This window comes from Caballeronia sp. LZ043 (assembly GCF_031451075.1).
Taxonomy (GTDB): Bacteria; Pseudomonadota; Gammaproteobacteria; order Burkholderiales; family Burkholderiaceae; genus Caballeronia.
The window spans coordinates 959409-973380 of sequence record NZ_JARUXT010000004.1 but is presented as its reverse complement, the minus strand read 5'-3'; the positions used below and the strand labels follow the sequence as shown (position 1 = coordinate 973380).

The following is a 13972-nucleotide window of genomic DNA, read 5'->3' as shown; positions in this document are numbered from 1 at the left end:
TCGTTCCCGTAGTGGTGGTTCTTCAAGCGTGGTCGGAGAAGGGCGTTCATGTGGAAGTTCGTGGAAACCCTTGCTGCAGAGGTCTCAAAGGCATTCGCCGCGCAGCCACGAACGCAGAATACAAAGCCATATATTTGTTCCGATTGCTCTAGGACAATTATTTTCGGGTGCGCTTTTGCGCCACTATTGCGCATGACGATGCTTGGCCAACCTGGATAAAAGGAACAGCGTGTGAACCAACGATGGCGCGACGCCGTGCGTACCGTGCAGGGCGTGCAGTCCAAGTACAAGCGGCTGGTGAAGGCGATGGCCGCGGACATCGAAAGCGGTGCGCTGGCATCGGGCGAACGTCTGCCGCCGCAGCGCGAGGTCGCCGCTGATCTTTCAATCAGCGTGCAGACCGTGACCAACGCCTACAAGGAACTGGAGCGCCAAGGCCTGATCCGCTGCGAAGTGGGGCGCGGCAGCTTCGTCGCGGCGCGCGTGACCGAGACCATGTCCAACTACATGCTCGACACCGCCGAACGCTCGGTCGTCGACTTCTCGATTGCGCGCATCGTGCATACGCCCGAGCACGATGCGATGTGGCGCAAGGTCTGCGCGACGCTCTCGACCATCGAGGACCAGCCGTGGATACGCGCGTTCCGGCCTATCGCGGGCTTCGAGAATCATCGCCAGGCGGGGGTGGAATGGCTTGCCTCGCTCAACATGCCGGCGCACGTGGACACCTTGCTGGTCACGAACGGCGTGGCGCACAGCATCTTTCTGGCGCTGGCGTCGATTGTCGGACCCGGCGACACGGTCCTGTGCGAAAGCCTCACAGATCACGGCGTGATCGGCTCGGCGAACGTGCTGGGATTCACGCTCAAGGGTCTGGAACTCGATGAACACGGCATCCGTCCGGAGCACTTCGAGGAGATGTGCGACAGCGAGCGCGTGAGCGCGCTGGTCTGCACGCCGACGCTCAACAACCCCACCGTCGCGATGATGCCGGACTCGCGCCGCCGCGCCATTGCGCGGATTGCCGAGCGCTATGGCGTGTATGTGATCGAGGACGATGTCTACGGCGCGTTGCCCGCGAAGACGCAAACGCCCATCGCGAGCCTGATTCCGGAGCTGGCGTTCTACTGCACGAGCATGACGAAGTCGGTGCTGAGCGGGCTGCGCACGGGCTTCATGACGGTGCCGCGCCGGCTGGCATTGCGCGCCGAAAGCGTGTTGCGCGTGAGCTGCTGGATGGCGACTTCGCCGATTGCCGAAGTCACCGCGCGCTGGATCACGGACGGCACCGCGGCGCGGCTCGTGCAGATCCAGCGCGAACGTCTGGCGGCGCGGCAGGGCGTGGTGCGCGAAGTGCTCGGCGACTATGTGCTGGGCAGTCATCCGAATGCGCTGTCCGTGTGGTTGCGCGTGCCCGACGAATGGGAAGCGGAGCGCATCACGCGTGAACTTCGCAATCGCAATATCGCGGTGACCTCGCCCGATCCGTTCCTCGTGCGCGGCGCGGTGCGGCCCAATGCCGTGCGTCTGTGCGTGGGCGCGGAAGTCGGCGAGAGCACGTTCCGCACGGCCATCGAGACGATGCGCGAGGTGTTCGGCCAGTTCCCGCACGTGCATGACTTCAACTAAATGAACTAGGACAATCGAAAAGGATTTTTTAGGACATTAGACTGGCTTGCATCGAAGCTCGCCATGCAAGCCGGATTCACATGTCCTCACTCACGCTCGCCGATATCTACCGCGCCCGTCAGCGCATCGAAGGACGCGCGATCGCTACGCCGCTGGTTCATTCGATCAGCTTGTCGCGTATCGCGGGCGTGCCGGTTCATCTGAAGCTCGAAACGCTGCAACCCACCGGCAGCTTCAAGCTGCGCGGCGCGACCAACGCGCTGGCCCAGGTGGCCGAAGCAGGCGGCACGCGCGTGGTGACGGCATCGACGGGCAATCATGGGCGTGCCGTCGCGCATGCCGCACGCGAACTCGGCATGGAAGCCGCCGTCTGCATGTCATCGCTCGTGCCGAAGAACAAGGTCGAAGCGGTGGCCGCACTCGGTGCGCGCGTCGTGATCTCGGGCAAGAGCCAGGACGATGCGCAACGCGAAGCGCAACGTCTGGTGCGCGAGGAAGGCTATGTGTTCGTGCCGCCTTTCGATGACCCGCGAGTGATTGCCGGGCAAGCCACCATCGGCCTTGAAATTCTCGAAACCTTGCCCGACGCGGCGAGCATCGTCGTGCCGCTGTCAGGCGGCGGGCTGTTCAGCGGCGTGGCCTTCGCGGCAAAGAACATTCGACCTGAAACGAAGCTGATCGGCGTCTCGATGGAACGCGGCGCGGCCATGCATGCGAGCCTCGCGGCGGGCGAACCGGTCTTCGTCGATGAACTCGAAACGCTCGCCGATTCGCTCGGCGGCGGCATCGGCCTCGATAACCGGCATACCTTCGCGATGACGCGCGCATTGATCGATGACGTCGTGCTGCTCGATGAAATGTCGATTGCGCGCGGCATCGTCCATGCATATCGCGAAGAACGGCTCGTCGTGGAGGGCGCGGCGGCGGTCGGCATCGCGGCGTTGCTCGACGGCGTCGTGCCGGTGCGGGGCGGGCCGATTGTCATCGTCGTGAGCGGCAGCAACATCGATATCGAAACGCATCGCCGTCTGATTGGAGCCGCCTGAATCATGTCTGCCATTGATCGATCCACCGTGCTGCTCGGGCAGGCGCAATTGCGAAAGCTCGTGCCGCTCGATCTCGACGCCATCGGGCAGGTCGAAGCCGCGTTCCGTTCGCTTGCGACGGAAGCCGTTGCGATGCCGCCCATCCTGCGCCTCGACATTCCCGAACACGCCGGCGAAGTCGATGTGAAGACTGCTTATCTGCCGCGCTTTTCGAGCTTTGCGATCAAGGTGAGTCCGGGCTTCTTCAACAATCCGTCGCTCGGGCTGGCGAGTCTCAACGGCCTGATGCTGGTGTTGTCGGCGCAGACGGGTCTTACCGAGGCGGTGCTGCTCGACAACGGTTATCTCACTGCCGTGCGCACTGCGGCGGCCGGGGCGGTGGCCGCGCGCTGGCTTGCGCGCCGCGATGCGAAGCGCGTGGCGATCATCGGCGCGGGCGAGCAGGCGCGTCTGCAATTACAGGCCTTGCGGATGGTGCGTGAGATCGAACACGTCACCGTGTGGGCACGCGATACGGAGAGCGCCAGGCGTTTCGCACGCGATTGCGCGGACCTGCCGTGCGAGGTCGCGGCCAGCGTGCATGACGCGCTGAAGCACGCGGATATCGCTGTCACCACGACGCCGTCGCGCGAGCCACTGATCCATGCGCGCGATCTTCATCCGGGCCTGCATATCACCGCGATGGGCTCGGACGCCGAGCACAAGAACGAACTCGCGCCGGACGTATTCAGGCACGCGCGTTATGTGTGCGACCGCTTGCAGCAGGTGCGCGTGCTGGGCGAACTGCAACACGCGATCCAGGCGGGCGTGATCGGCGCCGATGCAAGCTTCGCGGAACTGGGGCAGGTGATCGCGCAACAGGCGCCCGGCCGCACGAACGACGACGAAGTGACCGTGTGCGACCTGACCGGCACGGGCGCGCAGGACACGGCGATTGCGACGCTTGCGCTGCAGCGTGCGCGTGCATCGCAGGCAGGGACCATTTTCCACAACGATGTGACCGCTTGACAGAGGGGACGATGTCCGAGATCACGCAAGAGAAACAAGGCATGACGCCCGTGGTACGCCTGCCGTTCGAGCGCAGCGAGTATGACGCGCGCATCGCGAAGACGCGGCGCGCCATGGAGCAGGCGGGCATCGATCTGCTGATCGTGACCGATCCGACCAACATGGGCTGGCTCACCGGCTATGACGGCTGGTCGTTCTACGTGCATCAGTGCGTGCTGCTGGCGATGGACGGCGAACCCGTGTGGTATGGGCGCGGTCAGGATGCGAACGGCGCGAAACGCACGGTGTTCATGGCGCATGACAATATCGTCGGCTACCCGGATCACTACGTGCAGTCGACCGTGCGCCATCCGATGGACTACCTGTGCGCCGAAGTCATCGCCGCGCGCGGCTGGGATGGCAAGCGCATCGGCGTGGAGATGGACAACTACTACTTCAGCGCGAAGGCCTATGCGTCGCTGACGCAGCACTTGCCGAAGGCGCGCTTCGTCGATGCCACCGCGCTCGTCAACTGGCAGCGCGCGGTGAAATCGGCGCGCGAGATCGAATACATGCGGGTGGCGGCGCGCATCGTCGAGAAGATGCATGCGCGCATTCTCGATGCGGTCGAGCCCGGCATGAAGAAGAGCGATCTCGTCGCGCAGATCTATGAAGCGGGCATCACGGGGGTCGAAGGGTATGGCGGCGACTATCCGGCTATCGTGCCGCTGCTGCCCACGGGATCGGACGCAGCGGCGCCGCATCTGACGTGGGACGACTCGGTCTTCACCGCGAACGCCGGCACCTTCTTCGAGATCGCCGGCTGCTTCAGGCGCTATCACTGCCCGCTGTCGCGCACGGTATATCTGGGCCGTCCGCCGCAGCATTTCATCGAAGGCGAGAAGGCGGTGGTCGAAGGGATCGAAGCGGGCCTTGCGATGGCGAAGCCGGGCAACCGCACGGAGGACATTGCAAACGCGTTCTTCGCGGTGTTGAAGCGCTTCGGCATCGAGAAGGACAGCCGCTGCGGCTATCCGATCGGCGCGAGCTATCCGCCCGACTGGGGCGAGCGCACCATGAGCCTGCGTCCCGGGGACAAGACCGTCCTCGAACCCGGCATGACGTTTCACTTCATGCCGGGGCTGTGGCTCGACGACTGGGGCCTCGAAATCACGGAGAGCATCCTGATTACGGACACCGGCGTCGAGACCTTCTGCAATACGCCTCGCAAACTGTTCGTGAAGGAGTAGCGAATGCGCGCGTCACCGATCAGCCCGACCGTCGATTTCGACGCCGACGGCGTTCAGCACGGCTTCCTCAAGCTGCCGTATTCGCGCGACGATTCCGCATGGGGCGCGGTGATGATTCCCATCACCGTGATTCGTCGCGGCGACGGACCCACGGCGCTGCTCACGGGCGGCAATCACGGCGATGAATACGAAGGGCCGATCGCGCTGGCGAAACTGGCTTCGACGCTGCGCGCAGAGGACGTGAACGGCCGCGTGATCATCGTGCCGTTCATGAACTACCCGGCGTTCCGCGCAGGCACGCGCATCTCGCCGGTTGATGCAGGCAACCTGAACCGCAGCTTTCCCGGCAAGCCCGACGGCACGGTGACGGAGAAGATCGCGGACTACTTCCAGCGTCATCTGCTGCCGCTCGCCGATTTCGTGCTCGACATTCATGCGGGCGGCCGCACGCTCGACTTCCTGCCGTTCGCGGCCATTCACGTGCTGAACGACGCAACCCAGCAGTCGCGTTGCGAAGCCGCGATGCGTGCGTTTTGCGCGCCGTATTCGATGCGCATGCTCGAACTCGACAGCATCGGTCTCTATGACAGCGCCGCCGAGGATGCGGGCAAGGTGTTCGTGTCCACCGAACTGGGCGGCGGCGGGACCTCCACGGCGCAGAGCGTGGCGATCGCCGAGCGTGGCGTGCATGGCTTTCTTGCGTATGCGGGCATCGTGGAGAAAGCGCCGGCACAGGCGGGCGAGGTGCGTACCACGACGCTGCTCGACATGCCCGATGGCTCCTGCTATACGACGAGCGAGCACAGCGGCCTGCTCGAAATGTGCCGTGATCTCGGCGAACCGGTGAAGGCGGGCGACGTGCTCGCGCGCGTGCATGACATCGCGCGGACCGGCGCGGCGCCGTTCGAATACCGGGCGAAGCGCGACGGCCTGCTCGCGGCGCGTCATTTCCCGGGCCTCGTGCAGACCGGCGACACCGTGGCGGTGCTCGCGGATGTGATCGAGCGCAACCTTCCTGCGGGTGTGTGACTTGATCAAGATCGACCGCTACGACCTCGCCATCCTGCGCATTCTTGCGCGGGATGGGCGCATTACCAAGTCGCGTCTGGCGGAAGAGGTCAACCTGTCGATATCTCCCGCATGGGAACGCGTGAAGAAGCTCGAAGAGAGCGGGCTCGTGCGCGGCTATCGCGCGGACATCGACTGGGCGGCGGCGTTCAAGGGCAGCCGGATTGTCGTTGAAGTGACGCTGTCGCGGCACACGGCGCAGGACATGCGGCGCTTCGAAGAGCGCGTCAATGCGGCGCCGGAGATCGTGCAGTGCTATGCGACCGGGGGCGGTGTGGACTATGTGCTGCATGTCGTGTCGCGCGACATCGATCACTATCAGCGCTTCATTGATTCGCTGCTGGTCGAGGAGCTCGGGATTGAACGGTACTTCACGTATATCGTCACCAAGGTCGTCAAGAACAGCGCGGAAGGTCCGCCGGAATGGGCCGACGATGCGCTTTGAATCGAATACACGCGGCACGCGAAAAACCTCATGCAGCGGTTCCCGTGAACAGAAAAAACACCACGCGTGCCGCGCCATAACGAAAAATTCACGACGCGCATGAAGCTTAAAGTGAATGCATCGGATCACTTCAACCAATGCACGCTTTGAGCAAGGAGACAACCATGCTGCTCGGTCATCCCGTTCTCTTCAAATCGCTTTGCTATATCGACGGCCGCTGGGTTCACAGTGACAGCGCCGCGTCGATCGCGGTGAACAATCCCGCGGATCAAAAGGTCATCGGCCATGTGCCGATGCTCGACCGGGCGCAGATCACCGGCGCAGTCGATGCCGCCGATCGCGCGTTCCAGTCGTGGCGCTGGATGCCGCAACAGAAGCGTAGCGCGCTGTTGCTGCGCTGGCATGAACTCATTGTGCGTCATCTGCCGGATCTCGCCGGCATTCTTTCGCTGGAACAGGGCAAGCCGCTCGCGGAAGCGAAGGGCGAGATCGCCTATGCCGCGAGTTTCATCGAATGGTTCGCCAACGAAGCGAAGCGGCTTGCAGGCCGCACGATTCCAACGCATATCGACGGCGCGCATCTCGGCACGGTCATGGAGCCGGTCGGCGTTGCCGCGCTCATCACGCCGTGGAATTTCCCGGCCGCGATGATCACGCGCAAGGCCGCCGCCGCGCTCGCGGCAGGTTGCACGGTCGTGGTCAAGCCCGCGCACGAGACGCCTTTCTCGGCCATCGCACTGGCGCAACTCGCGGAAGAAGCGGGCTTTCCGCCGGGCGTGTTCAACGTCGTGCTCGGCGAGCCGCAGATGGCCATGGAAGCGCTCGTCGGCGACAAGCGCGTGCGGACCGTCAGCTTCACCGGCTCGACGCGCGTCGGTGCGCTGGTGGCGCAGACGGCGGCTGCATCGGGCATCAAGAAGCTCGCGCTCGAACTGGGCGGCAACGCGCCGTTCATCGTGACGGAAGACGCCGACCTGGATCAGGCGGTGCGGGTCGCAGTGGGTGCGAAGTTCCAGACCTCCGGACAGGATTGCTGCGCGGCGAACCGCATGCTCGTGGCGCGGCCGCTTTACGAGGCATTCGTCGAACGTTACTCGGCGGCGGTGCGGGCGCTCAGAGTGGGCAGCGCATTCGAAGCGGACGTGGATGTCGGCCCGTTGATGCATCAGGCCGCGTTCGACGCCACGGTGGCACGCGTGGAAGACGCGAAAGCGCGAGGCGCACGCGTGACGGCGGGCGGTCGGCCACATGCGCTCGGTGGCTGGTTCTACGAGCCGACCGTGGTCGCGGATGCCCAACCGGGCATGCGCATCTATGACGAAGAGAACTTCGCGCCGATCTCCGCAATTTCCCCGTTCGATACGCTCGATGAAGCCGTCTCACGCGCCAACGATACCGAGTACGGCCTCGCCGCCTACGTCTGCGCGACGCGCATCGACACCATCTTCCAGCTCGTGCGACGGCTCGACTTCGCGATGGTCTCGGTCAACGGCGTGAAGTTCACCGGCGCGCCGATTCCCTTCGGCGGCATGAAGTCATCGGGACTCGGCCGGGAAGGCGGGGCGGAAGGCTTCGAGCCTTTCGTCGAAACGAAATACTTTTGCCTCGGCAATCTCGGCCTGCCGCTTACGACCGCGGCCTGAAGCATTACCCGGATAACTTCGAATCAAGGAGAAGCACATGACCCAGCAGAATCAATCGCTCGACCAGCTGTTCGCGGAAGACCGCGCTCACTTCATGCACCCGTCCACGCATGCGCACGATCACGCGAGCGGCGCGCTGCCCGGCAAGATCGTCACCGGCGCGAAGGGCATTCGCATCCAGGATCATCAGGGAAAAAGCTATATCGATGCGTTCGCAGGTCTCTATTGCGTGAACATCGGCTATGGTCGCACCGAGGTGGCCGAGGCCATCTATGAGCAGGCGAAGAAGCTCGCGTATTACCACACCTATGTCGGTCATTCGACCGATGCGATCATCGAACTGTCGTCGCGCATCATCGACTGGTCGCCCGAGGGCATGAAGAAGGTGTATTACGGCATGTCTGGATCGGATGCCAACGAAACGCAGATCAAGATCGTCTGGTATTACAACAATGTGCTCGGGCGTCCGAACAAGAAGAAGATCATCTCGCGCGAGCGCGGTTATCACGGCTCCGGCATCGTGACCGGGAGCCTGACGGGTCTCGCGAGCTTTCATCAGCACTTCGACCTGCCCATCGAGCGGGTCAAGCACACGGTCTGTCCGCACTGGTATCGCAAGGCGCCGGCCGGCATGAGCGAAGCGCAGTTCACGGGGTACTGTGTCGAGGAACTCGAAAAGCTGATTGCGAAGGAGGGCGCGGACACCATCGCCGCCTTCATCGCCGAACCGGTGATGGGCACGGGCGGCATCATCGCGCCGCCGCAAGGCTACTGGGAGGCCATTCAGGACGTGCTGCGCAAGCACGACATCCTGTTGATCTCCGACGAAGTCGTGTGCGGTTTTGGCCGCCTGGGCTCGAAGATGGGCGCGCAGCACTTCGGCATCAAGCCGGACCTGATCACGGTCGCGAAGGGGCTGACGAGCGCGTATGCGCCGTTGTCGGGCGTGATCGTCGGCGAGAAGGTGTGGGATGTGATCGAGAAGGGCTCGCGCGAATTCGGCCCGATGGGTCATGGCTGGACCTATTCGGGACATCCGATCTGCGCCGCCGCCGCGATTGCCAATCTGGACATCCTGCAGCGCGAAAACCTCACGCAGAATGCCGCCGACGTCGGCGCATATCTTCAGCAGCAATTGCATGCGGCGTTCGATGCGCATCCGCTGGTCGGGGAAGTGCGCGGCGCGGGCATGCTGGCGGCACTGGAGTTCATGGCCGACAAGGATGGCCGAAAGCCCTTCGATGCGAGCCTGAAGGTAGGGCCGAAGGTGTCGGCTGCGGCGCTCGAGCGTGGCGTGATTGCGCGGGCGATGCCGCATGGCGACATCCTCGGCTTCGCGCCGCCGCTTGTGACGACGCGCGACGAGGTGGACGAGATCGTCGGCATCGTGAAACAGGCGGTGGATGCTGTTTCGAACGAGGTGATTGATTCGGCGTTGTCTACGCAGGCGATCTGAGGCTTGGTTTGGTGGTATGAGTTTGTATGGGAACGCGGGTTGCTCGCTTCGTCCTCCATCAAACTTTGGAAAGGAGAATGAAGATGAGCGAGAGCGAAGAGAAGCGGCATCAGCAGCCGACTTCCGCACCGCATCCGAATGCGGCGGAAATTGAGCCGGAAAACAGGCGTCTGGATCAACATCCGCATCAGACGGCGGAAGTGCCTTATGGATCCGGCAATCAACCGGAGATCGCGGGTCATGGCGGGCTGGATCCGGAACCCGCCGCGAAGCCTGAGTCCGCTGAGCGGCATACTGAATCCATACCGCGTAAATAAGCCCGTCGTCTTGACGGCATCAAAGCAAAACGGCCACTTGCGTGGCCGTTTTGTCATTCAAGCTCCGACTTAACGCGTGGCAATGTACATCGTAATTTCAAAGCCGAAGCGCATATCGGTGAAACTCGGCGTTTCCCACTTCATAGAGCCTCCTTGTGCAACTGGTCTGGCCTGGCGGTTGCCGGGGCCATTGCGCGGTTCCACTCTTACCAGGCGCCGTGCATGCCGCGCACCCCAGGTCGACGCACTTTTGATGCTAACGCGACTTTGAGGCTGAAACGATTGGAATTTGCGCAGGCATCCATTTAAATTTTTTATAGAGGGCGAGGCGGATTTCCAGCGTCGTCAGGGATTGTGTCTGTTTTGTCAGGATTCTTTTCGAGCGCTTCGCCGGGCTTCGGGATTACCCTATCTACATCTTGCTTGTCGATATTGCTTAGATTATTGCCGCCTGGTGTGCGCGGCGCTTCATGCGGACGATTTTCTGCCATTACGGTTTCCTCTATGCAGTCCGTGAAGATCACTCGACGCGCGTAGCTTCGCGCAACACTGCGTCCTCGCTGTCGAAGTTGCGGTCGTTCATCCGGTTGAGCACGGCCATGACTTCACCGTCGGCGCCATTGCTTGTCGCAAGCGCCAGTAGCTTCTCCTTGCCCAGCGGATAGGCTGCGCCTTTCAGGGCACGCGCGATTTCGTCGGGGCGCGGTTCATCGGGATGCCGATGATTTTGCGCATGCGCCGGATGTTGTGCCATGGTCCACCTCCAGGTTCATCTGCCGAAACCTCCTTGTTGCAGCAACGGTCGTTCCCGTCTTGCAGGAGCGCTTGATGCTTGTCGAAACAGGGAATCAACCTTGATGAAGGAATCGACAACATGACCATCACAGCAGAGCGCCTCTCGGACACCGAGGTCAAGGTGGAAAACACCATCTACTCGTTCGACGCAAAGATCAAGGCCGACGCTTTCCAGCAGTGCCTCGTGAACGATTCAGTCGAGACGTGCGCAACGAATCATGCGCCCGCGAAGACACGCGCGGTGCATGAAGCGAGCGGCGAACCACAGGGTGAACCGGGCAGCATCATTTCGCCGTCGCTGGGCGGGATGCCTTAAAGCGTGGCGCTGACCGTCGTCGAGCGGGGCGCCAGCGAGGCGCGCGTGAGCGCCTGAAGGGGCATGGGTTTGTCGAAGAAGTAGCCCTGGGCCTGCGCAGCGCCCATGTCGCGCAACACGGCGAGTGTCGCCGCGTCTTCGACGCCTTCGGCGACAAGGGTGAGATCGAGCGATTCCGCCATGCGCACGATGGCGCGAACAATCGCGCGGCTACGCGGACTCTCGGTCAGTTCAAGAATGAACGACTTGTCGATCTTGAGGCCGGTGAACTGATACTGGTGGACATAGCTTAGCGACGAGAAACCCGCGCCGAAGTCATCCAGCACCACGGACATGCCATTGTCCGCGAGCCGCTGCATGGTGCGTCGTGCGAGATCCGGCTCGGCAACGAGCGCACCTTCCGTCAGTTCGAGACATACGCGCGAGGGCGACACGCGATACCGCCGCAGCAGCGCAAGGACGTCGTCGGCGAATTCCGGACGCGTCATGCTGTAGCTGGAACAGTTCACATGCACCGGCGGCCAGTGCGCGAAGCTTGCGTGGGACAGAATGGCCGCGACGCGTTCGAGCATGTAGAGATCGAGCCGTCCGATGAGCCTCAGGCCTTCCACCGATGGCAGGAACTCCCCTGGCGCCACAATGCGGCCATCCGGCTGCTGCCAGCGGATCAGTGCTTCCAGCGCGACCACCTCGCCGCTCTTCACATCGACGATAGGCTGGAAATAGGGCAGCAATTCGTCATCGCGCTTGATCGCGTTGCGCAGTGCGCCTTCACGCTCCACCTGATCCGATACCTGCCGGCGCAATTCCTGATTGAACACCACAAAGCTGTCGCGGCCCGCGTTCTTGACGCGGTACATCGCGGTATCGGCGTCGCGCAGAAGGTCGGTGGGCTCGGTGTGAAACTCGCCGTCCGCACTCACGATGCCGATGCTGCACGACGAAAACACCACATGCTCTTCGATGTGAAACGGCAGGTCGAACGCGGCGAGAATGCGCTTGGCGATCGCGACGGCCTCGCGCACCGGTGCATCCGGCGAAAGCACGGCGAACTCGTCGCCGCCCAGCCGCGCGAGCAGATCGCCGGGGCGCAGACAATCGCGCAGACGGGCCGCCGCCTGCACCAGCAGCATGTCGCCGAAGTGATGGCCCAGGCTGTCGTTCACGACCTTGAAGCGGTCCAGGTCGATGAACATCACCGAGAGGTCATTGGCGTGGCTCTGGTACTCCGTCCATGCAAAACGCAGCTTGTGCATCAGATGGCTGCGGTTCGGCAAGCCCGTCAATGAATCGTGCGAGTTCTCATAAAGCAGGCGCGCGTTGACGTCATCGAGTTCGCGCGTGCGTGCCTGCACGCGTGCTTCCAGTTCGAGGTTGGCGGCGTGCAGCGCCTCGGCATCGCGACGGCGCGAGAGCGCGGTATCGATGTGGCGCGAGACGAAGGTGAGCAGTTCCTGATCGCGCAGCGAATAACGCACGAGCGGCGAGTAGCTTTGCACGGCCAGCACGCCGCGCACGACGTCGCCGTCGAAGAGGGGAATGCCGAGCCATGAACGCAGCCGCACTTCGCTGTGCTCGATCTCGAACGCGCCATCTTCGATGAGCCGCAACGCCTCCTGATGATCGATCAAACGCGCACGCCGCTCGCGGATCACGTATTCGGTCAAGCCACGCTGTCTGCGTCGCGGAGCAGGGCGCTCCTGCACGATCTCATCGACGTAATACGGAAACGACACTTCCTCCGTATCGGTTTCGAACAGGGCGATATAGAAGTTGCGGGCATAGAGCAGTTCGCCGACGATGCCGTGCAGACTGCGGAAGAACTCCATCGTGTCGCCGGGCCGGCTCGACAGCTCCGCGATCTGATAGAGCGCTGCCTGCAAGTGCTCGGAGCGCTCGCGCTCGGCGATGCCATGACGCAACGCGGCGTTGAGCTTGGAGAGTTCGGAGGTGCGTCGCGCGACCTGCTCTTCTAGATCGGCGCGATGCAGGATCCGGTCGAGCGCCATGGCGACGTGCCGTGCGACCACGAGGAACAGCGCGCGGTCTTCGGCGGTATAGATGCGCGAGACGTCGTAGACCTGCATCGCCAGCATGCCGAAGACTTCATCGGATGCATTCTTGAGCGGCGCGCCCATCCAGAACTCGGGACGGTCGCCGATGCAGTAGAAGCGGCCTTCGCGTTCCGCCGTGCAAATGTCGTCGTTGGTGATGAACAAGGGCTGGGCGCTGGTCAGCACCTGGCCGGTCATCGACAGGCGCGCCGGATTCAGGATGTCGTAGTTCTCGGCGGCGACCACATCGGTGTCGATTACGTCGACGTAGTACGGATAGGTGATCTTGCCGGTCTTGCGGTCGTAGAGCGCGAGATAGAAGTTCTCGGCGTCGATCAGGGTGGCGAGCCGTTCATGCACGCCGCGCAGGAAGTCGGCGCGTTCGGGTACCGAGCTTGCCAGATTGGCGATGTCATAGAGCACGCGCTGAGTAAGCTGGGCGCGGGCGAGCACATCGGCCTGGACTCGTTCGCCGAGCGTGCGGGCGAGTTCGGCGAGACGCGGGTCATCACGTTGTCCAGCCGGGGCGAGCAGCCAGCCGAGCACGCTTTCGCCTCGTCCGGTGGGCCATGCGTGCCAGCCGTGTGTCGCGCACCATTCGGCGAGACAGTCCTCGGCGATGCTGTGCGGCCAGAGTTGGCCATTGGGTAATGAGGCGTCTCCGCGCCGCTCGAGATGCAGTTGCTCACCCGCGCGATACCACGCCCATTGCTGCGGGCAGCCCGACGCAGCGAAATGACGCAGCAGGTATTCGATCGACGGCGCGGCGCTTGCCAAATTGTTTTGTTCCATTGCCGTTGCGGTGGCTGCGGCGAAGGCGCTCGCGCAACCTTCCTGCACGTCGTACGCGGGTAACACGGTCATCGGTGCTCCAGGCCCTGTTGCCGCCCGCGACGGGCGGTTCTCGTTCAGTGACATGTGCCTGCGCGCCGCGCTCAGGGCGCGCGTATCAAGCAAACGTACTTT

General features: G+C 63.1%; 13 protein-coding genes. 10 read left to right on the top strand and 3 right to left on the bottom strand.

What is annotated here, in order from left to right; genetic code table 11:
* The first annotated feature begins 231 nt into the window (after positions 1-231).
* The 9 genes from QCE64_RS32000 to QCE64_RS31960 all read left to right on the top strand — a co-directional run bounded on the left by QCE64_RS32000 (position 232) and on the right by QCE64_RS31960 (position 9841).
* The gene (locus QCE64_RS32000) at positions 232-1629 is read left to right on the top strand and encodes a PLP-dependent aminotransferase family protein (RefSeq protein WP_309926620.1); all 1398 of its coding nucleotides are present in this window, start codon (positions 232-234) and stop codon (positions 1627-1629) included.
* Positions 1630-1709: 80 nt separating this feature from the next.
* Positions 1710-2675, top strand: a complete 966-nt coding sequence (gene eutB, locus QCE64_RS31995; protein WP_309926619.1) for a hydroxyectoine utilization dehydratase EutB — start codon at positions 1710-1712, stop codon at positions 2673-2675.
* Between the two features lie 12 nt (positions 2676-2687).
* The gene (locus QCE64_RS31990; RefSeq protein ID WP_404987807.1) at positions 2688-3683 is read left to right on the top strand and encodes a cyclodeaminase; all 996 of its coding nucleotides are present in this window, start codon (positions 2688-2690) and stop codon (positions 3681-3683) included.
* 11 nt (positions 3684-3694) lie between these two features.
* A complete protein-coding gene (gene doeA, locus QCE64_RS31985; protein ID WP_310008179.1) occupies positions 3695-4912 on the top strand; it encodes an ectoine hydrolase DoeA in 1218 nt (405 codons plus the stop codon).
* Between the two features lie 3 nt (positions 4913-4915).
* Positions 4916-5941: a N(2)-acetyl-L-2,4-diaminobutanoate deacetylase DoeB gene (gene doeB, locus QCE64_RS31980; protein WP_310008177.1), complete on the top strand. Its 1026-nt coding sequence runs from the start codon at positions 4916-4918 to the stop codon at positions 5939-5941.
* Between the two features lie 4 nt (positions 5942-5945).
* Complete coding sequence (locus QCE64_RS31975; RefSeq protein WP_310008625.1) at positions 5946-6425, top strand: Lrp/AsnC family transcriptional regulator; 480 nt, start codon at positions 5946-5948, stop codon at positions 6423-6425.
* Between the two features lie 164 nt (positions 6426-6589).
* Positions 6590-8068 (top strand): NAD-dependent succinate-semialdehyde dehydrogenase, encoded by a 1479-nt coding sequence (locus tag QCE64_RS31970; RefSeq protein WP_310008175.1) that lies wholly within the window; start codon positions 6590-6592, stop codon positions 8066-8068.
* 37 nt (positions 8069-8105) lie between these two features.
* On the top strand, positions 8106-9524 hold the full coding sequence (locus QCE64_RS31965; RefSeq protein ID WP_310008173.1) for an aspartate aminotransferase family protein: 1419 nt from the start codon (positions 8106-8108) through the stop codon (positions 9522-9524).
* A gap of 83 nt (positions 9525-9607) precedes the next feature.
* A complete protein-coding gene (locus tag QCE64_RS31960) occupies positions 9608-9841 on the top strand; it encodes a hypothetical protein (RefSeq protein ID WP_310008171.1) in 234 nt (77 codons plus the stop codon).
* Between the two features lie 69 nt (positions 9842-9910).
* Here QCE64_RS31960 and pqqA read toward each other — a convergent pair whose 3' ends face one another.
* On the bottom strand, positions 9911-9985 hold the full coding sequence (pqqA, locus tag QCE64_RS31955; protein ID WP_008353049.1) for a pyrroloquinoline quinone precursor peptide PqqA: 75 nt from the start codon (positions 9983-9985) through the stop codon (positions 9911-9913).
* A gap of 376 nt (positions 9986-10361) precedes the next feature.
* Entirely contained in the window at positions 10362-10595 is a 234-nt protein-coding gene (locus QCE64_RS31950) for a DUF2795 domain-containing protein (protein ID WP_309926606.1), read from the bottom strand.
* A 120-nt stretch (positions 10596-10715) separates the two neighbouring features.
* On the opposite strand from QCE64_RS31950, the gene QCE64_RS31945 reads away from it, so the two are divergent.
* The gene (locus QCE64_RS31945; protein ID WP_310008169.1) at positions 10716-10952 is read left to right on the top strand and encodes a hypothetical protein; all 237 of its coding nucleotides are present in this window, start codon (positions 10716-10718) and stop codon (positions 10950-10952) included.
* Here the strand turns inward: QCE64_RS31945 and QCE64_RS31940 are convergent.
* Positions 10949-13870, bottom strand: coding sequence for an EAL domain-containing protein (locus QCE64_RS31940; protein ID WP_310008167.1), 2922 nt, complete (start codon positions 13868-13870; stop codon positions 10949-10951). The two genes, QCE64_RS31945 and QCE64_RS31940, sit on opposite strands and share 4 nt — an antisense overlap.
* Positions 13871-13972: the final 102 nt, after the last annotated feature.

Bases quoted from the DNA above. Each gene is read 5' to 3' on its own strand.
- QCE64_RS31970 (WP_310008175.1), top strand. From the start codon at position 6,590: ATGCTGCTCGGTCATCCCGTTCTCTTCAAATCGCTTTGCTATATCGAC.
- QCE64_RS31965 (WP_310008173.1), top strand. From the start codon at position 8,106: ATGACCCAGCAGAATCAATCGCTCGACCAGCTGTTCGCGGAAGACCGC.
- QCE64_RS31940 (WP_310008167.1), bottom strand. From the start codon at position 13,870: ATGACCGTGTTACCCGCGTACGACGTGCAGGAAGGTTGCGCGAGCGCC.
- QCE64_RS31960 (WP_310008171.1), top strand. From the start codon at position 9,608: ATGAGCGAGAGCGAAGAGAAGCGGCATCAGCAGCCGACTTCCGCACCG.
- QCE64_RS31950 (WP_309926606.1), bottom strand. From the start codon at position 10,595: ATGGCACAACATCCGGCGCATGCGCAAAATCATCGGCATCCCGATGAA.
- QCE64_RS31945 (WP_310008169.1), top strand. From the start codon at position 10,716: ATGACCATCACAGCAGAGCGCCTCTCGGACACCGAGGTCAAGGTGGAA.
- doeB (WP_310008177.1), top strand. From the start codon at position 4,916: ATGCGCGCGTCACCGATCAGCCCGACCGTCGATTTCGACGCCGACGGC.
- doeA (WP_310008179.1), top strand. From the start codon at position 3,695: ATGTCCGAGATCACGCAAGAGAAACAAGGCATGACGCCCGTGGTACGC.
- eutB (WP_309926619.1), top strand. From the start codon at position 1,710: ATGTCCTCACTCACGCTCGCCGATATCTACCGCGCCCGTCAGCGCATC.